General features: G+C 49.1%; 25 protein-coding genes. 19 read left to right on the forward strand and 6 right to left on the reverse strand.

Annotated elements, in window-relative coordinates:
- Position 1 precedes the first annotated feature (1 nt).
- The 5 genes from ACES2G_RS02290 (at position 2) to ACES2G_RS02310 (ending at position 3,763) form a co-directional block, all read left to right on the forward strand.
- Positions 2 to 487, forward strand: coding sequence for a CinA family protein (locus ACES2G_RS02290; RefSeq protein ID WP_374001209.1), 486 nt, complete (start codon positions 2 to 4; stop codon positions 485 to 487).
- 70 nt (positions 488 to 557) lie between these two features.
- Positions 558 to 1,688 (forward strand): recombinase RecA, encoded by a 1,131-nt coding sequence (recA, locus tag ACES2G_RS02295; RefSeq protein ID WP_347356078.1) that lies wholly within the window; start codon positions 558 to 560, stop codon positions 1,686 to 1,688.
- Between the two features lie 222 nt (positions 1,689 to 1,910).
- On the forward strand, positions 1,911 to 2,261 hold the full coding sequence (locus ACES2G_RS02300) for a DUF488 domain-containing protein (RefSeq protein ID WP_347356080.1): 351 nt from the start codon (positions 1,911 to 1,913) through the stop codon (positions 2,259 to 2,261).
- A 171-nt stretch (positions 2,262 to 2,432) separates the two neighbouring features.
- Positions 2,433 to 3,176: a 3D domain-containing protein gene (locus ACES2G_RS02305; RefSeq protein WP_374001210.1), complete on the forward strand. Its 744-nt coding sequence runs from the start codon at positions 2,433 to 2,435 to the stop codon at positions 3,174 to 3,176.
- Positions 3,177 to 3,226: 50 nt separating this feature from the next.
- Positions 3,227 to 3,763 carry a DUF924 family protein gene (locus ACES2G_RS02310; protein ID WP_347356084.1) on the forward strand — a complete coding sequence of 179 codons (537 nt, stop codon included), beginning with the start codon at positions 3,227 to 3,229 and terminating at the stop codon, positions 3,761 to 3,763.
- Here ACES2G_RS02310 and ACES2G_RS02315 read toward each other — a convergent pair whose 3' ends face one another.
- From ACES2G_RS02315 to ACES2G_RS02325, 3 genes are all read right to left on the reverse strand, one after another.
- The gene (locus ACES2G_RS02315; protein ID WP_347356086.1) at positions 3,764 to 4,063 is read right to left on the reverse strand and encodes a hypothetical protein; all 300 of its coding nucleotides are present in this window, start codon (positions 4,061 to 4,063) and stop codon (positions 3,764 to 3,766) included.
- A 24-nt stretch (positions 4,064 to 4,087) separates the two neighbouring features.
- Positions 4,088 to 6,310 carry a S8 family serine peptidase gene (locus tag ACES2G_RS02320; RefSeq protein ID WP_374001212.1) on the reverse strand — a complete coding sequence of 741 codons (2,223 nt, stop codon included), beginning with the start codon at positions 6,308 to 6,310 and terminating at the stop codon, positions 4,088 to 4,090.
- 127 nt (positions 6,311 to 6,437) lie between these two features.
- Positions 6,438 to 6,920 carry a glutathione peroxidase gene (locus tag ACES2G_RS02325; protein ID WP_347356090.1) on the reverse strand — a complete coding sequence of 161 codons (483 nt, stop codon included), beginning with the start codon at positions 6,918 to 6,920 and terminating at the stop codon, positions 6,438 to 6,440.
- Between the two features lie 180 nt (positions 6,921 to 7,100).
- Between ACES2G_RS02325 and ACES2G_RS02330 the strand changes: the two genes are divergently transcribed.
- Both ACES2G_RS02330 and ACES2G_RS02335 read left to right on the forward strand, forming a co-directional pair.
- Positions 7,101 to 8,702, forward strand: a complete 1,602-nt coding sequence (locus tag ACES2G_RS02330) for a hypothetical protein (protein ID WP_374001213.1) — start codon at positions 7,101 to 7,103, stop codon at positions 8,700 to 8,702.
- A 318-nt stretch (positions 8,703 to 9,020) separates the two neighbouring features.
- A complete protein-coding gene (locus ACES2G_RS02335; protein ID WP_347356097.1) occupies positions 9,021 to 10,235 on the forward strand; it encodes a hypothetical protein in 1,215 nt (404 codons plus the stop codon).
- A 12-nt stretch (positions 10,236 to 10,247) separates the two neighbouring features.
- On the opposite strand, the gene ACES2G_RS02340 is transcribed toward ACES2G_RS02335, so the two are convergent.
- Positions 10,248 to 11,435 (reverse strand): aspartate kinase, encoded by a 1,188-nt coding sequence (locus tag ACES2G_RS02340; RefSeq protein ID WP_347356099.1) that lies wholly within the window; start codon positions 11,433 to 11,435, stop codon positions 10,248 to 10,250.
- Entirely contained in the window at positions 11,432 to 12,427 is a 996-nt protein-coding gene (locus tag ACES2G_RS02345) for a lytic transglycosylase domain-containing protein (RefSeq protein ID WP_374001214.1), read from the reverse strand. The genes ACES2G_RS02340 and ACES2G_RS02345 overlap by 4 nt, the downstream gene beginning before the upstream one ends.
- 221 nt (positions 12,428 to 12,648) lie before the next feature.
- Here ACES2G_RS02345 and flgF point away from each other — a divergent pair, with 221 nt between their 5' ends.
- The 12 genes from flgF to fliW all read left to right on the forward strand — a co-directional run bounded on the left by flgF (position 12,649) and on the right by fliW (position 22,730).
- On the forward strand, positions 12,649 to 13,464 hold the full coding sequence (flgF, locus tag ACES2G_RS02350) for a flagellar basal-body rod protein FlgF (protein WP_347356102.1): 816 nt from the start codon (positions 12,649 to 12,651) through the stop codon (positions 13,462 to 13,464).
- Positions 13,465 to 13,525: 61 nt separating this feature from the next.
- Positions 13,526 to 14,311 (forward strand): flagellar basal-body rod protein FlgG, encoded by a 786-nt coding sequence (flgG, locus tag ACES2G_RS02355; protein ID WP_347356104.1) that lies wholly within the window; start codon positions 13,526 to 13,528, stop codon positions 14,309 to 14,311.
- A gap of 3 nt (positions 14,312 to 14,314) precedes the next feature.
- Entirely contained in the window at positions 14,315 to 15,244 is a 930-nt protein-coding gene (flgA, locus tag ACES2G_RS02360) for a flagellar basal body P-ring formation chaperone FlgA (RefSeq protein WP_374001215.1), read from the forward strand.
- On the forward strand, positions 15,241 to 15,996 hold the full coding sequence (locus tag ACES2G_RS02365; RefSeq protein ID WP_374001216.1) for a flagellar basal body L-ring protein FlgH: 756 nt from the start codon (positions 15,241 to 15,243) through the stop codon (positions 15,994 to 15,996). The genes flgA and ACES2G_RS02365 overlap by 4 nt, the downstream gene beginning before the upstream one ends.
- Positions 15,989 to 16,996 carry a flagellar basal body P-ring protein FlgI gene (locus ACES2G_RS02370; RefSeq protein WP_374001217.1) on the forward strand — a complete coding sequence of 336 codons (1,008 nt, stop codon included), beginning with the start codon at positions 15,989 to 15,991 and terminating at the stop codon, positions 16,994 to 16,996. Before ACES2G_RS02365 ends, ACES2G_RS02370 begins: the two co-directional genes overlap by 8 nt.
- 308 nt (positions 16,997 to 17,304) lie before the next feature.
- Positions 17,305 to 18,087, forward strand: a complete 783-nt coding sequence (locus ACES2G_RS02375) for a rod-binding protein (protein WP_374001218.1) — start codon at positions 17,305 to 17,307, stop codon at positions 18,085 to 18,087.
- A gap of 37 nt (positions 18,088 to 18,124) precedes the next feature.
- Positions 18,125 to 18,454, forward strand: coding sequence for a flagellar biosynthesis anti-sigma factor FlgM (gene flgM / locus ACES2G_RS02380; RefSeq protein WP_347356114.1), 330 nt, complete (start codon positions 18,125 to 18,127; stop codon positions 18,452 to 18,454).
- 148 nt (positions 18,455 to 18,602) lie between these two features.
- Positions 18,603 to 19,133, forward strand: coding sequence for a flagellar protein FlgN (locus ACES2G_RS02385; protein WP_374001219.1), 531 nt, complete (start codon positions 18,603 to 18,605; stop codon positions 19,131 to 19,133).
- Between the two features lie 97 nt (positions 19,134 to 19,230).
- Positions 19,231 to 20,640 (forward strand): flagellar hook-associated protein FlgK, encoded by a 1,410-nt coding sequence (gene flgK / locus ACES2G_RS02390; protein WP_347356117.1) that lies wholly within the window; start codon positions 19,231 to 19,233, stop codon positions 20,638 to 20,640.
- A 3-nt stretch (positions 20,641 to 20,643) separates the two neighbouring features.
- A complete protein-coding gene (gene flgL, locus ACES2G_RS02395) occupies positions 20,644 to 21,726 on the forward strand; it encodes a flagellar hook-associated protein FlgL (RefSeq protein ID WP_347356119.1) in 1,083 nt (360 codons plus the stop codon).
- Between the two features lie 60 nt (positions 21,727 to 21,786).
- Positions 21,787 to 22,014 carry a carbon storage regulator CsrA gene (csrA, locus tag ACES2G_RS02400; protein WP_041869353.1) on the forward strand — a complete coding sequence of 76 codons (228 nt, stop codon included), beginning with the start codon at positions 21,787 to 21,789 and terminating at the stop codon, positions 22,012 to 22,014.
- Positions 22,015 to 22,202: 188 nt separating this feature from the next.
- Positions 22,203 to 22,730, forward strand: a complete 528-nt coding sequence (fliW, locus tag ACES2G_RS02405) for a flagellar assembly protein FliW (protein ID WP_374001221.1) — start codon at positions 22,203 to 22,205, stop codon at positions 22,728 to 22,730.
- A gap of 48 nt (positions 22,731 to 22,778) precedes the next feature.
- Here the strand turns inward: fliW and ACES2G_RS02410 are convergent, their stop codons facing one another.
- Complete coding sequence (locus ACES2G_RS02410; protein ID WP_347356122.1) at positions 22,779 to 23,705, reverse strand: hypothetical protein; 927 nt, start codon at positions 23,703 to 23,705, stop codon at positions 22,779 to 22,781.
- Between the last annotated feature and the right edge of the window lie 16 nt (positions 23,706 to 23,721).

Here is a 23,721-nt window from a genome sequence, read left to right on the forward strand (position 1 = left end):
AATGTCACCTAACAACGAGAAGCTTCAAGAACTCATTCGATCCCTTCGCGACCAAAAACTCACAGTGGGTTTTGCGGAAAGTTGTACTGGAGGTGCACTTTCCGCTTTTTTAACAGAGCAACCAGGCGTGTCCGACATCTTTTTAGGCTCTGTGGTTTCTTACTCTAACGAGGCGAAGGTGGATCTTCTGGGGGTCCGTCGAGACACTCTCATGCAAGAGGGTGCGGTGAGCGAGACAGTCGCTCGTCAAATGGCGCACGGAGTGCGTCGACAGCTTAAAACTGATTGGTCTGTGGCAATCACAGGGATCGCAGGTCCGACAGGTGGAACACCGTCAAAGCCAGTGGGCACTGTATGCATTGCCATCGCTGGACCGGGTTTTGAAGACTCCAGAAAAGAACTCTTTTCAGGTGATCGCAAATCCATCCAGATGGCTTCGGTGGACTACGCAGTGGCTTGGCTGAAAGAAGTTCTCGACAAGAAATAGTAAAAGGCCCCCGGCCTGAATTTTAAACAATAAAAGTGTCGTGACAGAAGTCACGAGAGAGGGACGACAGATGGCAAACGCTACTGTAGACAACAAAGCAAACTCAGAAAAAATCAAAGCCCTTGAATTGGCTGTTTCGACTATCGAAAAGCAATTCGGTAAAGGCTCTATCATGCGTTTGGGCGCGAACGATTCTTTGGTTAAAGACGTTGAAGCGATCAGCACCGGTGCATTGAGCTTGGATATCGCTTTGGGTATCGGCGGTCTTCCAAAAGGTCGTATCTGTGAAATCTATGGACCAGAGTCCTCTGGTAAAACAACTCTTTGCTTGTCTGTAATTGCTCAAGCTCAGAAAAAAGGCGGCGTTGTTGCTTTCGTCGATGCCGAGCACGCTTTGGATATCAACTACGCTCGTAAACTGGGTGTGAACACAGAAGATCTTTTGATCTCTCAACCAGACACTGGTGAACAAGCTTTGGAAATCACTGAAACTCTTGTTCGCTCTGGCGCGATCGACGTATTGGTTGTCGACTCCGTAGCAGCCTTGGTTCCTCGTGCAGAGATCGAAGGTGACATGGGTGATTCTCACGTTGGTCTTCAAGCTCGTTTGATGTCTCAAGCTCTTCGTAAATTGACTGCGGCGATCAACCGTTCCAACACTCTTGTTATCTTCATCAACCAAATTCGTATGAAAATCGGTGTTATGTTCGGTAACCCTGAAACAACAACGGGTGGTAACGCTTTGAAATTCTACTCTTCAGTTCGTTTGGATGTACGCCGTGTGGGCGCGATCAAAAACGGTGAAGACGTGACTGGGAACCGTACTGCGGTGAAAGTTGTGAAAAATAAAATGGCTCCTCCGTTCACAAAAGTTGAATTCGACTTGATGTACGGTGAAGGTATCTCTGAAGAAGGTGACCTTCTTGACCTGGCAGTGACTGCGAACATGGTTGAAAAATCCGGTGCGTGGTTCTCTATCAATGGCGAGCGCATGGGCCAAGGCCGTGATGCTGCGAAAAACTTCCTGAAAGAACACCCAGAATACATGGTTGAACTTCGTAAGAAGATCCTTGCGGCGAACGGTATCGGCAAACTTTTGGTTGATACCAACGGCAACAACGGTGAAGACCACGAAGGTACAGAGCCAGCCATCGAAGCCGAAGATGCAGCTCCGAAAAAAGGTAAAAAAGGGAAACACTAGTCTCGCACTAGCGGCAGAGCCCGGCTACCCAGAGGAAGCTGAGGTTCGGCCCCGCCAGCAGAGCTGTAGCGACGGCAGTCGCGCAAGCTGAAGCAAATCCAAAACCCACTTCTAAAAAGAGTGGGTTTTGTTTTTTCTCCATCCCAAAAGGTACCTGCTTACTTTTGCAGAAGCTTTGCGTAAAATGATGCACAGTTTATGCGAAAGTGAGCAGGTACCTTTATGATTAAGATCAAAAGAGTCTATGAAGCTCCCAGTCGGGACGATGGTTATCGAGTGTTGGTGGATCGTTTGTGGCCACGGGGAATTAAGAAAGAAAATTTGAAATTCAGCGAATGGCCGAAAGAAATCTGCCCCAGCACGGAACTTCGCAAGGAGTTCGGACACAAGCCGGAAAAATTCTCAGAGTTTAAAACAGAATATAAGAAAGAACTGAAGGTGGCGTCGGCGCAGGATAAGTTGGCCGAGCTCGCCGAGCGTGCACAGACTCAGAACATCACTTTGTTGTATGCGGCTCGCGATGAAAAGATCAATCACGCCAATGTATTAAAAGAGATTTTGGAAAAGTTCTGATCTCTTTTTCTGGTCGTTTTGAACCTTGTGATTTTTTAATTTTTCCCCAGCGAGATTAGGGCAAATTAGTGGGTTGAGCAGGCGTTTATTTACAGTTCAGCCCAAGCGCACCTTGTTATGTCTTTTGACGTAGTTGTGAAGGAAGTGCCGTGGATTTGTTAGTATGAGCCGATGATCAAGGTGGTTTTGGGACTCTTACTAGTAATGGGCGCAAAGGCTCAGGAAGCGGGCTTCTTTGAGCCGCCTATGCCTCCGCCGTTGCCGTCGCCGGTAGAGCCGACATTTCTAAATCCAACGATCTATTATAAGCCTATTATTAAGTATGATGTGGATCGCTGTGATGATGAAACTCGCGTTGAAATGCGTTCGCCAGAGGATAAAGTTCTGACACGTTTGTGTGTGAAGGATTTTAATAACTGTGTGATGCAAGGGGCTTGCTACGTTCATGATGAAGATGGACGATTCAGGTCCTTTAATTACTATGCCCGAGGTGAAGACGGTGTGCCGCGCTTTAAAGAGGTGGACATGCGAAAATGCCCTTATGGGTATGGCATGAGGAACGTGTGTTTGGACCCTTATCACACGGTGGCGGCAGATCTCAGTATTTACAAAATGGGGGATGTTATCTTTGTGCCTCGGTTGGAAGGCCAAAAGATGCCCGATGGAACAATTCATGATGGGTTTTTTGTCGTGCGCGATGCGGGAGGAGCTATCAAGGGGCCGGGACGATTTGATTTTTATACCGGCTTTACAAGACCTTTTGTTCCTGAAAACACTTTCAATCGTCTGGGGTTTGCCAACATCAAAAACAGCTTCCCTTACCGAATGGCGACTGAAGAAGAAGCTGTCTGGGTGCGGGAGAACACCGGGTATCCCGGAACCAAGAAAGTTGTGCTGTTGCCCCCGCACCGATAAAGTCCGAATGCGTCTGGACACGGAGGCTGGCATCGGCAATGCTCGCAGCTATGAAAGCAAACACGGTTATTTCATTTTGGTTTGAAGAGATTGATCCGCAACTTTGGTTTGTGAAGGACGATGCCTTTGATCAGCTTTTGCGGGCTCGCTTTACAGCTTTGCATGAAAGCGTCTGCAAGGGGGAAACTTACTTGTGGCGGCAAACTCCTGAAGGGCGCTTGGCGGAAATCATCGTGCTGGATCAGTTTTCCCGTAATATGTTCCGTGGCACCCCGAAAGCTTTTGCCAGTGATGCTCAAGCATTGGCTTTGGCGCAGGAAGCTGTTTTGCTAGGGGACGACATGGAACTGCCGGTGCGACAGCGTGGGTTCTTGTATATGCCTTATATGCACAGCGAATCGGCTTTGATTCACGAAGAAGCGATGAAGCTGTTTGCTCAGGAAGGATTGGAGAACTCTTACAAGTTCGAGATCGCTCATAAAATCATCATCGATCAGTTTGGGCGCTATCCACATAGAAATGCCGTCATGGGGAGAGAGTCCACGACGGCAGAGTTAGAGTTTATGAAAGAACACGCGGGCTTTTAATTAAGGCCCGATATCTTCTTCCAGGTCCGCACAATGAAGGCGGCCTTGATTGACACTAATGGCTCTGATGCCGCCAGCGTCTTCAACCATCTGCAGATCGCCATCCATTGTGCCATCGCTGTTGATGGTGATAAGTTCCCGTTCGCTGCCTTTTTGGATGTCAACGATACGCTTGGTATCTTCGATCTGCTGAATCACGCTGCAACCCTGGCTGTTTACAAAAATGCGAAGCTCGCTCTCGCTGTCAGCCTGGGCTTGTACTCCCGCCAGAATCAGGGCGGCGATAAAGATCTTTTTCATGGAAACTCCTTTTTTATTTTGTTTTTATCTGTATTCCAAAGATTCCAGGCGGGACTCAAAATAGTCGGTGACTATCAAAGAACTGCCGCGAGCTTTCAGCTCCAGGATTTTATTTCTTAGTCTTTCCAGCATGGGGTCGATATTCACGTTCAGATTTTTTTGATCCAGCATCTGAGTCTGAACAATTTTTTCCAGTCTGTTTACTTCCAGCAGCAGGTCTTTTTCAAAGACGTTCAAGCCGGATTTTTTATTCATGAACTCTTCCAGCCCGACACAACGATACGCCAGTTGCGCCAACCGGCAGTCTTGGCGTTCAATGCCCAGTTTTTTACATTCGCGCCCCTCTTGAGATCGATATTGTTCAAAGATCTCCTGGGAGGGCTGTTCCTGATACGGGGCCAGAGCTGAAACGCCATTTTTGGTGAAACCCAAGCCAGGAGCAATCAGCGTGTAACCGTGAACTTCGGAAGCAAAAGCCGCAGGCAGAACTTTTCCATTTCTGTTCAGACGACGGAAGGCAATGATGTCTCCGGCTTCGGCTTGTTCCAAGGGCACTCGCTGGCACAGTGGAGAATCGACAATGTTGGCAAACTCACTGGCAAAGGTGTGGTGCAAGCCTTGGGATACGCCCGCCAGGTAAGTGGATGCGTTCCAGCAGTTAGGACCTTCGACTTTGGCATGACGGCCTTTGAGAACTTTCATTTTACCCGCAAGCAGTGCTTTTTTCAGATCGGCATAGCCTTGGGATTTGATAGGGGCTGGATCTTTTGTCACCTGTGCCGTAGCAATAAAGAGCTCTCGCACTTCGCTGGCAGTCAGCTCGGGAAGTTCGCTCCACAACTGGGCAATCAGATTGACCATGTAAGGTGTTGCCATAGAGGTGCCGGAATGCTCAATCAGACCGCCACCCAAAGAAGCGGCGTTGACTTTGACTCCCGGGGCAAGAATATCGACATTTTCTTTACCAAAGTTGCTGAAGTCAGCCATCTTGGCATTTTCGGGAGTGACTTCTTCAATCGTGCTGGCGGTCAGCGCACCGACCTTCAAGACGTTGGGATGAGTGAAGCTTGCCGGATACTGACGGTTCTTTGTGATATCCAAATCAACACCAGCGTTGCCAGAAGCGACGACAAACAGAGTGTTGGGGTTTTCTTCGATCATGGTTTTATAGGCGCGAATGCCATCACGCAGGCCCAGCAAATCCTTGTTGTCGGAAGGGAAGCCCAAGCTCATGTTGACGATACGAACCTGATGTTTCTTGATAAACTCAGACATCTTGCGAATATAGTCGGCACGAGTGTAGTCCCCGGCAAAGCCGACCAGTGCGATATTGTTCAGTCCATGACTGGCGATATGGGCGACGTGGGTTCCGTGGGATAGAGGTCGATGGTCTTTGTGCATGCCAATTGAAGACTCTGTCGGCAGACCGATATTGCGCACTTGTTCCCAACCGAAGGTGTCGTCAACCCAGCCATTGCCATCGTTGTCGATCCCATCCATCGGGTCCTGTGGGTTGTTCCACCATTTGCTGACCAGCTCTTTATGGTTGTAGTCAAATCCCGAGTCAATAATGGCGATCAGAAAACGATTTGGATTTTCCTGTTGTTTTTTCAGTACGGAAATCTCGTCAGCAGGTACGCCGGATTTCTTCAGGCTTTCTATCAGACTGTATTTTTCATAAAGAGAGAATTCACTAAGAACTTTCCCCTTTGGGTCTTTCTCAATAAAGGCGTAAGGCTTTTCATCCTGATCTTTGTAATAAAGGAAGATAGAGGAAGTCAGCTGATTGTCCTTATTTAAATAGTCTTTGCGATTCTCTCTGAAGGGCTCGGCTTGCTCGTGGTGGCCAATGTACTCTAAAACGATGGGGGCTTCTTTGGTGTAATGCCACTTACGCATCAGACGTGACTTGGTTGTTTGGCTGCCATCTTGGTCCAAGAAGGACCATTCTTCCTGGCTTTGAATCTGGCCATACTTTTCTTTTTCGATGGACAGTTCGGTGACAATCAAAAGATTCTGCGTGGATTTGGTAAAGCGCACCCAGCCGGTAAAGCGGCCTTCGATATCGAAATAACGGCGTTCCGTCAGAAAGGAATCCTGATAATAGCTTTCCTTCGACACAACACCGTTGTCGAACTTTTCAGTTTTAACGGTGACAGCGGCCCAAGCAAAGGACTGTCCCAAAATGAGACACAAGGTCGTTGCAATCAGGGATGTTCTAAATGTCTGAAAAGATCTCTTCATCATAATAAGAAGAGATAGCAACGAGGGTGCCAGAGATTCGTTTACACCACGATGCTTGCGGTGTGTGGCTCCCTGTCGAAGACTCTGACAGGGAGGTGCCATTTATTAGCTTACGGATATTCGTGGAATACTAAGCCAGTGCTTTCTTGATGTCTGCTGTCATATTCACCGGTTCTTCCTGTGGGGCGTAGCGCTTAAGCACCTGGCCATCTTTGCCAACAAGGAATTTGGTGAAATTCCATTTGATCATTTCAGTCCCCAATAATCCTGGCGCGGAAGACTTCAACCACTGATAAAGAGGATCTGCTTTGTCGCCGTTGACATCAATCTTCGCCATGACTGGGAAGGAAACTCCATAGTTGAGTTCGCAGAACTGCTGGATTTCAGAATCTGATCCGGGCTCTTGCGCGCCAAACTGATTGCACGGGAAACCCAGAATGGTGAAGCCCTGGTCTTTAAATTGGGTATAGAGTTCTTCAAGACCCTTGTATTGAGGCGTAAAGCCACACTTGCTGGCGACATTGACGATCAGGACGACTTTGTCGCGGTATTCTTCAAGGGAAGAGGGTTTTCCAGAGGCATTGGCTACAGAGAAGTTATATAGGCTTTTCATCAAGTCTCCTGTCAGTTCAGAGGTCAGAATAACTTGGATGCGAAACTGGCGCAGCTCTTTTGTATCACACTGAGGCGGTTTTTCGTTTTGATTCTGTTTTATGAGTCAGTCTTCATTAAAATATGAGAATATATCCTAACGAAGTTGTAGCAAACTGAGTTGGGGGCCGATAGGAATACTATGAGAAACTGGTATTTAAGGGGATTACTCCCTCTTATTGTTTTGGTACTTCTCGGAAGTGTGGAGGTTTCGGCCGGTACCTTCCTGGGGTGTGCTGAATGGTGTGCCAGTATTCATCTTCCCAAAACAGGTCCAGCTTCCCGCGATGAAATGCGCCGTTACGACAGTTGTGTCGTGCAGACGCAAAGAGAGGGCCGCTGTGGTAGCGGTAGTTCCAATCGTGGTTCGGGAGGACGAACCGGGGGCGGCACCTCCCGTCCGAGTCAGACTCAGCGACCCGCAGATTCCGATCAACAGCAGCAACCTCAAAGTACATCCCAAACCAATCCTTGTGGCAATCGTTGCCCGGTGAATGAATGTCTAAGTGTTAATGGCAGTGGTGGCTATATTTGCCAGTCTGAAATGCAACAAAACGGACCGGATTGCTCTGCGCAGTATTCCGAGTTGGCTCAACAGTGCTCTGAAGCTGTGGCGGCGACCTCTCATACCTGTGATGAAAAAAATGATACCGGAATGAGTGGTGTGGCCAACACAGCATCACAACTCAGTTTGATGTTTGGTCAGCAAACAGCCTCCAGCATCCAAGCGGCGTGCTCGCGAATGGCCAGTCTTTCTGCGGCGGCCAATGCGGCGGTTGCAGCCTATCGTCTGACTTGCAGTAACTCCATTAGCTCATGTCGATCTGCTTGTTCAGCGCTGGTGGACTATGTGAACAGCAATCCAACCTGCATGGTACAAGGGTTTTCGGGCGCTGCGGGAGGCAACTCCGCGATGATTGAAAGTGCGCAAGCACAAGCAGAGCGTTGTGACCGCTTTGAAAGCAAAGTTCAAGAAGCCAATCAGGCGATCGCCAACTATGCAGGCACAATGCAGAATGCCTCTCAGTGTGCAGAGAAGACTTCCGGTGACACAGCGGCTGTGCCAGAGATTTGCAAGGCTAATCCGAACTTACCGGGTTGCGCTAATACAGGTCCGGTAGATTGTACGAAGCCGGAAATGGCTTCTAATAAAGTTTGCATTTGTTCGCAGAATCCGACCGATCCGGTGTGCCTTTCTGAAAAAGGGATGAACGGAACAACTTATTCCAGTATCAACCCTTCAGCACGCTTGAATTCTTTGGGCGGAGATGTGCCCAGTGGTGATCTTCCGGGATTGCCGTCGATCTCTCATGGTAAACCAGGCTCTGGCGGAGCCGGCGAGGCTGTTGATGGCAGACAGGGAGCGGGCGCGGGAATTTCTTCTTTTGGTGGTGGAGCTGGTGGTCCTGCGGGTTCCGCCCAAGAGCGGGGGGCAGGTGAGGATTCTGATTCCAATGTGAATGCCGGTTTCTATGGCGGCGGCGGCGGTAGCTATGGTGGCGGAGCTGCAGGTACTGGCGGAGGCTATGGCGGTGGAGCCGCCGGGGCACCGGGAGTGGCTAATAGAGATGGAAAAAATGGAGGCACGGATCTGCGTCAGTTCCTGCCGGGTGGTCAGTTTGATCCGAAAGCTCGGGGGATCGCGGGTGTTTCTGGTCCCGATGGAATCACAGGGCCCCATTCCAACATTTGGAAGAAAATCCAGAATAGATATCAGGTTTTAAGTCCAACGTTGATGCCTTAGTGTCTCAGTCTGAGATAACTTATACTTTGGTAAAGTTCAGCTTAGAAAGTACCGAACAGTACCACCATGGGAATGAAGGTGCTTTTATATCAGTTCATATTTGGAGGACTTTTTTTAGTCTTCTTTATGCTTCCTTCGCAGGCTCTTGCCAATTGTGCCATTTACGGCTGTGCCGAAGGGCAGAAATGCGTCAGAGTTCATTCTTCCTCTGAAAATACCACAACAGATATATACAGATGTGAAGTGGACCGAGGATTTGTTGGTCCTCCAGGCCCAACTCGAAACAATTGTAATAACCGCTGCCCGACCAATGAATGCATGAACGTGAATGGGGGCAATGGTTGGATCTGTCGAGATGAAATGGCTGGTGGTGGAGCTGGGTGTGGTGAATACCAGCAACTACAAGAGCAGTGCAGTGCCCAGATTACGGATACGGCCTATACTTGCGATGAAAAGAATGACAGCGGGATGAGTGGGGTTGCCAATACGGCTTCACAACTTAGTTTGATGTTCGGTCAGCAAACGGCGGCAAGTATTCAAGCAGCCTGTTCTAAGATGGCCAGTCTTTCCGCTGCGGCCAATGCAGCAGTCGCGGCCTATCGTCTGACTTGCAGTAATTCAATTGGTTCTTGTCACGCTGCTTGTGATGCTTTGGTGGATTGGGTGAATAGGAATCCGACTTGTGTGCAAGCTAGTGGTGGAACAATTTCAATATCCAGTGCTGAATCACAGGCAAAGCGCTGTTCTGATTTTGAAAGCAAAGTCGCTGAGGCTAATCAGGCGATTGCGAACTTCGGCGGGACTATGCAAAACGCTTCTCAGTGTGCTTCTTTGACGTCGGGTGATTCGACGCCAGTTCCTGAAATCTGTAAGACCAATCCAAACTTGCCGGGTTGTTCGAATACAGGCCCCGTTGATTGTACGAAGCCTGAAATGGCTGGCAATAAAGTCTGCGTTTGTTCCAAGAATCCAACGGACCCAGCGTGCTTGGGTTCCAACTCTGCGGGTGGCAGTTTTGTCAGCAGCAGTTTGGATCCGGGTGCTCGCCTGACCACTAAGGGTGGTGCGGGACTAGCTGGAGATCTGCCGGGTCTGCCTCCAATTTCTCCGGGTAAGCCAGGTTCTGGTGGTGCTGGCGAAGCTGTTGATGGCAAGCAAGGTGGTGGCGCTGGATTGTCTGGTGGCGGCGGTGGTTCCGGCGGCGGAGATTCAGGTGGCGGCGGTGGAGCTGCTGAAGGCCTTGATGATGTTAAAGTGACAGCAGGTTTCTATGGCGGCGGAGGCGGCAGCTTCGGCGGTTATGGTGGTGGATCTGCAGGTGACGGTGGCGGTCGTCAGGGAGCTGGTGCGGCGGGAGCTGCGGCTGGCAAAGGTGGTCCGGATCTTAGCAAGTTCCTGCCGGGTGGGCAGTATGATCCGAAACGTGGAATTTCCGGAATGGGCGGAGCCGATGGAATCACCGGTCCTCATTCAAATATCTGGCAGAAAATTCAGAATCGTTATCGCGTGATGACGCCGACGTTGTTGCCTTAACTCAATTTAAAACTAAATCAAAGGATGGAGAGCCTCAATCACTTGCTTGCGCAGGGGGGCCTCCACCAAAACAGTCAGACTCATGGCGCTGACCAGAAGCTTCTGAGCATCTAAATTCTTTTCATTCAGACTATTCAGAACCTTTTGGGTGATTTCTGGCGACGTGGCACCCGTGCAAGTCAATGTCACTGTGGAATAGTCTATTGGCAGCAAAGTGAAATCGGAATGCTTCTGCAGTTCTTTCTTTACCGCCACCATGATTTCCTGTGGGCCTGTCAGGAAGACTTCCGTCTTGTCTAAGGAAAGTTCACAACTTAACAACTGCGGGAAAGCGATCTGATTCTGATCCAAAAGACTTTGCAATCCATGCAGAGCTTTGGCCGGATTTTTTTCTTTGCAGTGAATTCCCAAAACCAGTTCGTGCGAATTCAGGGACAGGGCTTTGCAGGATTCAAACATATTCAATCCTTTTTTGACGAGTGTGCCGTCAGAAGTTTTATTGGAAGCCGGGCCGATGTACAAAGTCACATCACGCATTTTTGCAAGTTCAACAGAGCGGTAGTGCAGAACTTTGGCGCCCCAGAACGTCATCTCCATCAGTTGATCATAGTTCAGTTCATTCAATGGACGGGCGGATTTGACAATATTGGGATCAGCGGTAAAGACAGCCGGAACATCTTTCAGAATTTCACAGCGTTCTGCTTTGAAGGCCGCTGCCATGGCAACGGCTGACGTGTCAGATCCACCTCGACCCAAAGTTGTGATTTCTTTGGTTACCGGGGACACGCCCTGAAATCCGGCCAGAATCACCACGCGATCAGTTTTAAGTGCTTCTTCCACGCGGATGGGTTTGACGTCTTTAATGAAGGCATTGACGTGGGAATCATCGGTAAAAATACCTGCCTGACTGCCAGTAAAGCTGATGGCTGAACATCCCAGATCATTCAAGGCCATACTGACCAACGACATACTGATGCGTTCACCCACGGTCAGCAGCATATCCATTTCGCGTCTTTGCGGATGAGCAGAAACCTGATTAGCAAGATCGATCAAAGAGTTCGTGGTTTTGCCCATGGCACTGACCACAACAATCAAGGAGTTATCTTTGGATTGAGCGGCAATGCGAGCGGAGACAGATCTAATTTTTTCAGGATCTGCTAAGGTGGCTCCGCCGTATTTTTGGACAATCAGGGGTTTCATTCCAATGCAACTTTCCGAGTGTTCTGATAGACGTAGGTGGAAACCATCCGTCCGGCTCCTTTAGGAACTCGGATGAAGTGTTTTTGCACCTGTCGGGGAATGTATCCCAAGTACAGCTCGGCGTTCAAATCTTTTAATGACTTTCTGGTGACTCCCAAATGATCGGCCAAAGGTTCCAGATCAGTGCCCCCGGGGACGAGGACAACGTCGTACTCTAGCGGGTCCATTTTTTCCAAGTCACGGAATCCATACAGATTTGGTGCTTTGGCAATCAACATAGCGGCCAGAATTTTAGGAACGTAATCTTGAGTCTCTTGTGGAAGAGCATCCAACTTGATGAGTGCCCAGTAATCTTTGGTGCCGTACTTCTTAATACGACGACGCAGACCACTTTCGCCCATGTTGTAGCTGGCCGCCACCAGATACCAAGAGCCGAACTCAGAGTGCAGATCCTTCAGGTAACGAATCGCAGCCAGGGTGCTCTTTTTAAGGTCTCTTCTTTCATCAAGCCACCAGCTTTTGCTCAAGCCATAGCGAGAACCTGTGGCTTCGATAAACTGCCAAGGTCCGACGGCGTCGGCATGGCTGATGGCGTTGGCTGCAAACCCACTTTCAATCATCACCATATAGGCCAGATCCGATGGCAGCCCGGCACGTTTTAGTTCTTCCTGAATGAAAGGCATGTATTTGTAAGAGCGTTGCAACCAGGTGCGGAACCATTTGTTGCCGCCTCCTTGAAAGTAGGCCACCCATTTGCTGACTTTCTTATTGTACGTCACGGGAAGATCAAAAATCAGATTGTCTGACTGGGTGTGGGTGGACTTCGCTGTCAGAGCTTTAAGTTTTTCTTTTAAGCTCAGAGCGCGGTTTTCTGGCGTTACAGCAGTCACGGCAGGAGCGACCATGGGCTTGATTGGAGCCACTGGAGCTGCTTCTGTGTTGAAGCTGTAAATAAGAGATGCAATAAAAAAGAAAGAAACCCACGTCCTCATGTAGTCAATTATGAAGCCGATTCTTTGACACTGTCGACAAAGATCTGACAATTCCCTGGCGCCATCGACGAAGGTCAATGAACGGTCAGATCGAAAAAAACTTGAGTACAGAAAAATCAATCTATTCAAAGGTCGAGCTTGGAACCTTTTTCCTAGACTAAGATCCGTCCTGTCAAAAGATGGCACACGCCTTGCTGCTCAACACAGTGGGAGGGAAGTTCATGAGTGTTAAAGGTGTCTATACAGCGCTAAGCGGTGCCATGGCTCAAAGTACCAAACTTGATACCATCGCCAATAATCTTGCTAACGTGAACACGCCAGCCTTCAAACGTGATCAGCAGCTCTTTCAGGAGTATCTGACGGCTAATGAAAAAATGCCGGAAACCACTCAAATCCCTCGTGACGTCGCTGCGATTGAAAGCTTCTATAACATGCAAGGCGGCGACAAAAGCTACGTCGACACCAAAGGCACGTTCACCGACTTCTCTCAAGGTGGGTTGAAACCTACAGGTAACAATCTGGATGTTGCTATTGATGGCAAAGGCTTCTTTGAAGTGGCCACTCCGGGCGGCGTAAAATTGACACGTGCCGGGAACTTCACCCTGGATGGCAATGGACAGCTTGTCACCAAGGATGGTCACCCGGTCCTTCGTCAGGCTGAAGCGGGTGCAGATCCTGCAGGCCGTGTGATTCGCTTTACCGGCAATGGCGCCATCAGCATCGCAGATAACGGCGATGTTTTTGAAGGAACTGAAAACCTGGGTAAGTTGTCTTTGGTTGCAGTGAACAATCCGGACTCTTTGCAAAAGACCGGAAGCTCTCTTTATAGTTTTAAGCCGAATATGGCGCCGGACCTGCAAAATATCAATAATCCCAGCGTGAAGCAGGGGTTCCTGGAAACTTCCAACGTCAATATCATTCAGGAAATGTCAGACATGATCACCACCAATCGTGTCTTTGAAAGTACGCAGAAAGCCATCAGTGCTTATGACCAGATGGCCGACAAAATGATCAATGTGGTGGGAAAAACAAACTAGTTGTTTAGGAATAGCGACTGGTTTTTGAAAATGTTTATTAAGCCAACGGAAGGATTCGTGAATGCTTAAGAGTTTGAACACAGCAGCTACAGGGATGGCAGCACAACAGACCAATATGGATGTGATTGCCAATAATATTGCCAACGTTTCAACGGCTGGCTTTAAAAGATCCCGTGCTGAGTTTGAAGACCTCATGTATCAGACTCAGAAGGAGCCAGGGACGGCTTCGGGTCTGAATGCTTATTCTCCAAATGGCGTTCAGGTGGGTTTGGGTGTGCGTACTGCAGGTGTGCAAAAGGATTTTGCCAACGGTCAGGCGCAGGTCACTAAAAATCCGTTGGATATTCAAATTGAAGGTCAGGGCTTTTTTCAGGTTCTGACCGCCGATGGTGAAACAGCCTACACCCGTGACGGGGCTTTCAAAAAGGATCCAACCGGTCGTATGGTGGACAAAAACGGCAATGTTTTGCAGCCGGAAATCACCGTTCCCCCTAATGTTTCGGGTCTTGAGATCGCGCCGACAGGTGAGGTGCGTGTGATCACGGGATTAAATGATACTCCGCAGACAATTGGTCAGATTGATGTTGTGAACTTCGTCAATCCAGCAGGTCTGAAAGCGGTGGGTAAGAACTTGTTCACACAGACTCCATCCAGTGGACAGGCAATCACTTCTCGTCCCGGCTTGAATGGCACGGGCTATCTGGCGCAAGGGCAGTTGGAATCCAGTAACGTGAATATCGTCGATGAGATGGTGAACATGATCACAGCTCAACGTGCGATGGAAACAAACTCCAAAGTGATGCAGGCGTCTGATCAGATGCTTCAATCCATCAACAATTTGAGATAATTGATGATTAAGTACTTTGTATTCTTATTTCTGGTGAGCACTCAGGCTTTTGCAAGGCCTGAGATCTCTATTCCAGCCAGCGTGGAAATCTCGCAACGAGAGATTCTGCGTCTGGGTGATATCGCCACAGTGGAAGAAGGCAGCGAGGAATTGCTGGCGGCTTTGGATGCTGTGGTTTTGCGTGAAGATGCACGTGATCTTTTGCTGAGCCAGCATTTGGAATCCAGTGAAATTCTGGCCAAGATGCGTTCGGCTTTGAACAGTCAGGAAAACTTGCGCCGCATGAATCCGCAGTTCAAAGTGCCTTCCCAAGTAAAGGTCAGCTTTGCCAGCACACCTATTTCCAAACAGGAAATTGAAAGAAAGATTCACAATGTTCTGAAGGCTCGTTGCAACGAGTGCGAGTATCAGGTCAGCGTGCAAAGCACGCCGCGTCCAGCGTCAAAGCTGTGGGATCTGGATTATACTCAGCTTTCAGCCAAGGGTGGGTTCCTTTTGCCATTGCGCGACGGGGATCAGCGACAAATTAAATGGATCTCTGGAACAATTCGCGTTTCCCGATTAACCCCGGTGACGACCCGTTTGATCTTACAAGGAGAGAGAGTTCAGGCCGAAGACCTGCGCATGTCCATGACGGATGTGACTTTTGCCAAGGACGGCAGTTTGCGCATGGAGGATATCCAGGGTCAGTTGGCCGCTCGCTCTCTTCCCGTTGGAAGCACAGTATGGGCTTCTGATCTCAAACGTGAACCGGCAGCTAAGAAGGGACAAGTCGTTAAAGCATTGCTTGGCGACGATAGTTTCGAGATCTCCGTGAATATGATGGCGGAGGACAGTGGCTTTGTCGGAGACATCATTAAAGTAAAAAATCTGGAAACACAAAAAGTACTCTCCGGTCTCGTGACTGAAAAAGGTGTGGTGAAGTTGCAATGATGAAGATGGTTTCTCTCTTCTCAGTTTTGGTTCTATCTGTATTCGCAACCGGTTGTGCGACGATGCAGGATTTTTTGACTTCCTTGGACGGACCTAAAGAGACTCCGGCTTTGAAAGACATCAACACGGCCCCACGTTTTTCTGACAATCAGAACATGGGTGTGCCCACAGACCGACAGTACAAGCGTATGACCCGCAACCGTATGGAAGAAGAATCCGATCTGGGGGCCAATGCCGGTTCCACGTGGGTGATGGAAGGTCAGGGAGCCTATCTCTTTGCACAAAACAAAATGCGCAAAGAGGGTGATTTACTGAATGTGACTTTGGATGGACCGGCCCGCAAGCAGGTTGAAACCAAAGTGTCAGTGATTAAAAAGTTGTTGAAGCAGTTGGAAGAACAACAACAGCAGCAACAGCAGGAATTGAGCAACTCTTTGGCGCAAAATGCAGGGGATGCTTCCCGGGCACCGGCTTCCGAAGCTAAAAAAGCGGAAGCACCAAAGGCTGACGAAAAAGATGAGGGCCTGGCGGATGTGCAGAACATTCCAACCCGTATTGTGGAAAAGATGGCGGACGGCAACTATCGCATCAAAGGACAGCAGCCGTTCATGATCGGCAAACGTGAATACAAGGTGATTGTGACGGGTCTGATTCGTCCAGAAGACTTTAACGATGCCGGAATCAATTCAGAAAAACTGCTTGATCCACAGTACGACGTGGTCAGCTTAAGAAAGACGAAGAGCAATGAATAAAATCATCAACTTCTTTTTGCTGTCGGCCTTGTTCTTTATGACTTTGATTGAGTCAGCTAATGCCGCTCGCCTGAAGGATATCGCCAGTATCCGTGGGGTGCGCGAGAATCAACTTATCGGTTACGGGATCGTTGTGGGCCTGAAGGGCACTGGTGACGGCAAAAATGAATTTATGAGCAAGAGCATGGTGCGCATGCTGGATAAGCTGGGCATGAAACTGGATAATGTGGATTTCTCCAGTAAAAACGTGGCAGCTGTCATTGTGACGGCGACGATGCCGGCATTTGGCAAAGCGGGTAATCCGATTGATATCACAGTCAGTGCGATCGGGGATGCCTCGTCATTGCAGGGGGGCACACTGTTGCAAACTCCGCTGCGCGCTGCGAATGAACAGGTGTATGCAGTGGCTCAGGGAAGCATTATCATCGGTGGTGACGGCAAAGACCAGCATCTGACCGCTGGGCGTGTGCCCAACGGGGCGATCATTGAGCGTGACATGACGGCGGATTTTTCTTCCAGAAAAATGTATCGTCTGACACTGATTAATCCGGATTTCACCACGGCTGCGCGTTCCGTACTTACGATTAACAAAGAACTGGGCGGTCACTACGCTTCGGCCAAGGACTCTGGAACGATCGACATCATCACTCCATTTGCCTATGAAAATCGGGGCGTGGAACTGTTGGCGACCATTGAATCCATCGAGATCAATCCGGACATGAAAGCGCGTGTGGTGGTGAATGAAAAAACCGGCACGATCGTGATTGGAGACAAAGTGAAAATCTCCAGGGTTGCAATCTCACACGGTGCGCTTTCTGTTAAAGTGGGCGATGGTAAAAAAGGATCTGAAGAAAAAGTGGCGGTTCTCGATAGCGGTGTCAGCGTCGGGGAACTGGTCCAGGCACTAAACAAACTGGGAGTCTCGCCGAAGGACCTGATTACAATACTTCAGTCCATAAAGTCAGCTGGAGCTTTGCACGGGGAACTCGAAGTTTTATGAGATTTCTGTTTCAGAATGACACAGCATTTAATACAATCAAAGTTATAGTTTCAGACACATGGATGTGTTTGAAACGCGGGGAGGGTGAGAAAGAGATCGCGAACCATGGAAGGTCAAGAGTCAAAAGTTTCTCGCAGGAAACAGGAGCAATAGGTCAGCAGAGATCACGGAGTGATCAACACGAGCCGAAGCTACACTCTCAGAATCGAGTGCAGGATGCACATGATTCTCCGACTCAACTCCCCTTTTTTTCTCTTTCAAAAAAGGTACATCCGTACCTTTTTCTTTTTTGATCTAGGAGTCTCGCAATGAGCGATGTGGGATCCTCCGGCGGCTTCAAACCAATGGGAAATCGTATGATGGGGCGACCTGAACAAAAGGCGCCCGAGCAGAAGCTGCGCGAAGTTTCTGACATGTACGAAAAACATTTTCTTCGGGAGATGATGAAGGCCATGCGCTCAACCGTCAAAGAAGGCGGATTCATTCAATCCAATCAGGCGGAAAAAATTTTCCGCGAACAGCTTGATGATCAGTACGTTGAAAAATGGGGCGAGCGTGGTGGTATTGGCCTTTCCAATATGATCTACGATCAGCTGATGAATAAGTTCGGTGTAATGATGGGAATCAAAGCTCCCGTCACAAAACCTGTCGGCCCTCTGGCGATGGATGAAAAAAGCAATTACACGGCAAAGCCCTTTCAGCACCCTGGTAAAAAACAAGCCGTATCCTACAAGTTCGATGTCGCAGGACCTTCGTCTGACACGGCGGCAGCCGGCAGTGCTGGAGCGCCGACAGGCGCGCAAGCTGGAGCAGCGGTAAAAACCCCATGGGACGGGGTTTTGCTGGGGAAGAAGAGTTTGGCGGATGATCAGACGATGGTGGAAATCGAACACGACAATGGTCTTAAAAGTCAGCTGGTTTTTAAGGGCGGACTGTCTAAAGTTTCGACAGGGGAAAAGCTGCAAGCTGGCGACACGCTTGGCTTTTTAAGTCCAGAGGCCAAAACTCTGTACTGGACAGGAACCTGGACCAGAAACTGTCTCAGAATGATTTGGTGTAACTGTCCCATTGTGATACTATTAAAAGAATAAGAGAGTGTGTTTCTACACTCTGACAGAGGAGTTCTCGATGAAGATCACGCACAATAAAGTCGGTCAAAATTTGAATCTTACAGATTCTTCCAGATCTGACAAAGCGGATGGTATCAAGAATAAAACACCAAATGCAGGTTTGGCGAAAGCAGATGCTTTGACGTCTTCCAATCTTGGTGAATCCTCACGCGTGGAGTTGTCTCCTCGTGCGCAGGAAGCAAAACGTATCAAAGAACTTGCTATGGCTGCTCCTGATGTTGACGAAGCTAAAGTTGCAAAATTCCGCGCTTTGATCGACGAAGGCAAATACAAAGTTGATGCGAAAGCCATCGCCGACAAAATGGTCGACGAACATTTGGAATTCTAGTCGGCTGATGCCGAAATAAAGTCCGCGCTCTGAAAAGAGCCCGGCAGCGACAGCAAGGAAGCTGAAGTAAAACGATTTCAATCCCGCCCCAAGTAAGCATAGCGGATCTGTCCGCCGAAGCTTCAGCAAAGGCGGAAGGATGATAAAGATGGACGCAACAATCGAAAGAGCGTTTCACAAGCTAGAATCAAATCTCGAAGAACTTACAAAAATTTATCGTTCCCTGTTGGATATCGTACGCAAAGAAAAAGAAATTCTTCTTAAAGCGGATCGCGACGCTTTGGATGAAAGCAACAAACTGAAAGAAGAGTTGCTGTTCAAACTTCGCGCGCAGGATTCTTTGCGTTCTCGTTATGCGATGGAGTTGGCAACGCTTGTTGGTGCTGACACTGAAAATCCGCGCTTGCTTGAGTTGGCGCAAAAGCTGGCGGGCACTCCAGCCGCAGATCGTCTGCGCACGCAGCATGCGGCGTTGGATATTCTGATCAAACGTATCACTGAAATTAACAAAGAAAATGAAGAGTACACAAAGTCCGCTCTGTACACTGAACGGCGCTTTGAACAATATCAAAGACACGCTTTCCGGAAAGAAAACTTACGGAGGCAAGGGCCAGGTAAAACAAGGCCCGCAAGTCGCAGGAAACTTCGTTTCGAAAGAAGCCTGAGGCCCCCGGCTTGACCGGGCAGAGCTGAAGCACCGGCTCACGCCGGCAGAGTGAAGCGCCGGAGGCGCGTAACTGAAGCAGTAAACGGAACCCACCGGAGATGAGGATAGGATGTCTAAAATCTCGGCTATGATGGATACGGGTAAGCGCTCTCTGATGAACTCTCAGACAGCGTTGCAGACGGTCGGTCATAATATCGCCAACAAGTCGACTGAGGGCTTCTCTCGCCAAAGAGTGGAGCTTCAGACGAACACGCCTATCTCGGAAGGTAATCTTCAGATCGGTATGGGGGCCCGTGCGGGTGTTGTGACCCGTGTGAACAATCCTTGGCTTGAAAAACAAATCCAAAAAGAAGGTATGAACATGGGCTTTCAGGATTCCCGCGCGGAAGGCCTGAACCGTGTTGAACAGGTGTACAACGAGCAGACCAACAAGGGTCTGAATCAGTACATGACAGATTTCTTCAACTCTTTCCGTGAACTTTCCAACAATCCAGAAAGCTTGGCGTCGCGCACGATGGTGCGTGAAACTTCGGTGGCTATGACCAAAGATTTCGGTCGCGTGGTCGGCCAGCTGAAGGCTGTGCAAGAGGATTTGGACGGTCAGGTAAAAACGACCGTGGAAGAGGTCAATCAACTTTCCAAAGAAATCGCCTCCCTGAATGAAAAGATTCAGATGATCGAAGTGCAAAATACTCCGGCCAATGACGAGCGGGATCGTCGTGATCTTTTGCTGAAAAAAATGGGCGAAAAGATCGACATTTCCTGGGCTGAGGGACGAGATGGCATGGTTACCGTCACCGCAGGTCGCACGGCGATTCTGGTGTCCGGTATCGGCTCTTCCGAATTGAAGGCTCAGCAGACAGATGCCCGCGATCGCGTGGAAGTTTTCTTCATGGGAAGTGGCAGTACATCTGCGAATATCACTGAGCAGATCTCTGGTGGTCGTATCGGCGGCGCTTTGGATGTGCGCGACCATGTGATTGAGGATCTATTGTCTCACGTGGATAAAATGGCTTACACCTTGGCCAAAGAGGTCAACTCGGCCCATATCGAGGGCTTTGATAAGACGGGGCGCAATGGTGTTTTGTTCTTTGATATGCCAGACGCTGTAAAAGGCGCTGCGGCTCAGATTGCAGTGAATAAGACGGTCTTTAATGACGTGGGTCGCATTGCAACAGCGGCGCAGGCGGGAGCTCCTGGGGATAATACCGTTGCGAACGTGATCTCGGCTTTGCAGTATCGCCAGGTCATGGACGGTGGCACCTCCACTTTGGATGATTACTACAACACGCAAGTGGGGCAGATCGGTGCGATCACCCAGCGTGCTGTGAAATCTCAAGAGTCCCAGAAAAATGTGATGTCTCAGCTGACCAACATCCGTGAAAGTATCAGCGGTGTGAGTTTGGATGAAGAGACTACAAAAATGATCGAGTTCCAGAAAACTTACGATGCGTCTGCGCGTTTGATTAAAACCGCCGACGAAATGTTTGATACAGTGTTGAATCTAAAACGGATGTAATAGATGAGAATTGCAGATAAGATGGCTTTCAATCAGGTGAACCAGAATCTGACCAAAAACAGGTCGGATATGGCTGATTTGCAAAATCAGGCTGCGACTCAAAAGCGTATCAACAAGCCTTCCGATGATCCTTTGGCTTCGGCCCGTGTTCTGACGGCACGAACCGAAGAGCGTGGAAACAATCAGTTCATCAAGAATATCAATAATGCGAAAAGCTTCCTGGAGTTCTCAGATCAGTCTTTGAGTGAGCTGAGTGAAATCCTGGTGCGTGCAAAAGAACTGGCCGTCAGTCAGTCCAATGATGCCAGCGGAAATGAAGAAAGCCGTATGGTCACGGCCTCGGAAGTTGAGCAGATCTACAACCAGTCCATCCAGATCGGTAACCGTAAGCTGGGTGAAAGATATATCTTTGGTGGGCAAAAAACCCAGACAACACCTTTTAATCAAGGTGGAGAGTACTTTGGTAACGACTCTGACATGAAGATTCAGACTCAGAAGGATGCCTTTGTGTCGATGAACCTTCCGGGCAGCAAGGTCTTCTTGGGCCGCGGCTTGGGCGGGGACGGGATCGTTCGTGCCCAGTACGAGACTCCGACAGATGTTGAGTCCCTAAAAGACTTCCAAAATCAGGAAGTTCAGCGTCAAGAGCACAATGAGCAGATCGACTCGAATTACTTGGAAACTCGCGGTCCTGCGTCAGAGCGTCGTACCAGTCGTTTGGATAAGCAGGATCCGGTGACGGGCTCCAGTGGGGTCAATGTCTTCTCGACCCTGAAGAATCTTGAGATTTCCATGCGTACCAATGACAAGGGGGGCATCCAGGAAGCCTTGGACACCCTTGATCAGGCCATTTCCCAGGTGGTTTTGGCTCGATCTGAAGTTGGGTCCAGAATTATGGCCGTCAATAATACCATGGATTCCCTGCAAAAGGCCGTGGTGGATAATAAGGTGACAGCTTCCCAGCTTGAGGATGCGGATGCTTTCCAGGTGATTTCAGATATCAATAAGACCGATAGCACCCTAAAAGCGACCCTTGAAACCTCTGGAAAGCTTATTCAGCCAAGCCTTCTTGACTTTCTCAGATAAAAATAATACCTACAGTTCCGCTTAAAACTGCCGATAACGACTGCAGCAAAAGGAGTTGTCATGCTGGTTCTCACACGGAAGTTGGGTGAAAGCATCGCTATCGATGACCACATCAAAATTAGAGTAGTACAAATCAAGGGTAAACAGGTCCGTTTAGGTATCGAAGCGCCCAAAGACACCAAAATCCACCGTGAAGAAGTTTACGTTGCGATCCAGGAACAAAATCAGCAGTCAGCGAGTGTCCCAGCAGACAAAACGCGTAGCGTTGCTAAGCTTTTAAAGCCATAGTTTGTATTTTCTTAGAAGGGGTCCCATCGGCCCCTTTTTCGCGCCCAGAGCCCTGAAGCGGCTCGTCATATCAGCTAAATTTTAATTGAGTCTCCCTAGATTTAGGTCCAGATTTATAGATGTATTCACCATCAGAGCGCCTTCGTGTGTCTAATTTATGGGTGAATCCTGAATTTTTGGGAGGATGAATGATCATTTCGACATCGCGCTTCGGCCAAGTTGAGCTGAAACAAGAAGATGTTTTGACGTTTCCAGAAGGCCTTTTAGGCTTTGCGGATTTACGCAAGTTCGTTCTCCTCGATGATCCAAATGACGAAATCTTCGCATGGTTGCAAAGCTGTGAAGCTCCTGCGATTGCTTTCCCGGTTCTTGAGCCGGAATTGTTTGCCCCTCAATACAAGGCCAACCTCACTAAAGGTGACATGGAAGCTTTGAAGCTGACGGCTCAAGATAAAGCTCGTTACTTCTCTATCGTGACAATCCCTGATGATCCTACACAAATGACGGCGAATTTGAAGGCACCGGTTGTGGTGAACATTGAAGCGCGCACAGCTCGTCAGTGTGTTCTTCAGGACAACAACCTGGCGATTCGTGAACCGATCTTCACGAAGCTGCAACAGCGTGTGGTTCAGAACCCGGCTGTGGCGATCAAAAATCAATCCACAGGCATCGACGTTGCGACGAAGCTGACTGTGATTCGCGACGCTGAACTTTAATTTCAAAAGAATCTAAAAACGAAAAAGGAGCCCGCAAGGCTCCTTTTTTTATTCCAGAGCATTGAGCTCGGCGTTTTTTTCCACCAAAGAGGCTTCCAGTTTTCGAACCTGCTGTTGCTGTTGTTCGTAGGCCCTTTGCGTTTGCATGATCTGCCGACGCAGAGAGGTTTCGGAAATTGTGGACTGATAGATGTCTTCTTGCAGATTCTGAATCTGGGAACGCATCACCAGAATTTCACTCTGCAGATCCTGTCGGTTGCTGTTGATTTCGGCCAAAGCCTGCTCGCGGTCGGCTTGAACACTGCGGGGGACATCAAGTGTCTGGGCAGATAGCAGCAGCTTTTCATTTTGCATCAGCTCCAGTTGCTGCTCTTGTTGCGACAGTAAATCATTCAGAGCCGTCAGCTGATTCTGTTGGGCGGTGATATCGTTGAAGTTGGTTTGCCAGTAGCCAAGTTGTTCCCGGGTCTGTTGAATGGCCTGTTGCTGAATACGAATATTGTCATCCATTTGATCGCGGATTGTTTGAGCCTGGCTGCTTTGTGCTTTCAATGTTTCATCAGCGCGACGATTAATATCCTGACTGAGCCGATCATAGCTGTTGAGTTCCATCATGAAGTCCTGCAGTTGCAAATTGCTTTCGCGCAGCTCATTGGCATAACTGTCGGGGGTGGGGGCTTGGGTATTTTCTTGTTGTCGGGCTTGCAGATTTGTCAGGGCTTGTCTTTGTTGTTCTAACTTGCGGTTTTCTTCCGTGAGCTGCTGTTGCAGATTCAGGGCCTCGCTGCGCAGGCGGGCTTTGGCGGCGGCAGTCACAACCACGGGCGCGCTGGCGGGGCGACGCTGCTGGATTTGTTCCACGCGCTCCACCAGTTGTGTTTGAGTGCTTTGAATGCCCTTGTAAGAGCGGACCATCCAAACAGAAGCGCCGATGATGACAACCAGGGCGAGAAGAAAAAAGCTATTTCCAGTCATGAGGCCCCTTGATCAG

Source organism: Bdellovibrio bacteriovorus (assembly GCF_041888015.1).
In the GTDB taxonomy this organism is placed as follows: Bacteria; Bdellovibrionota; Bdellovibrionia; order Bdellovibrionales; family Bdellovibrionaceae; genus Bdellovibrio.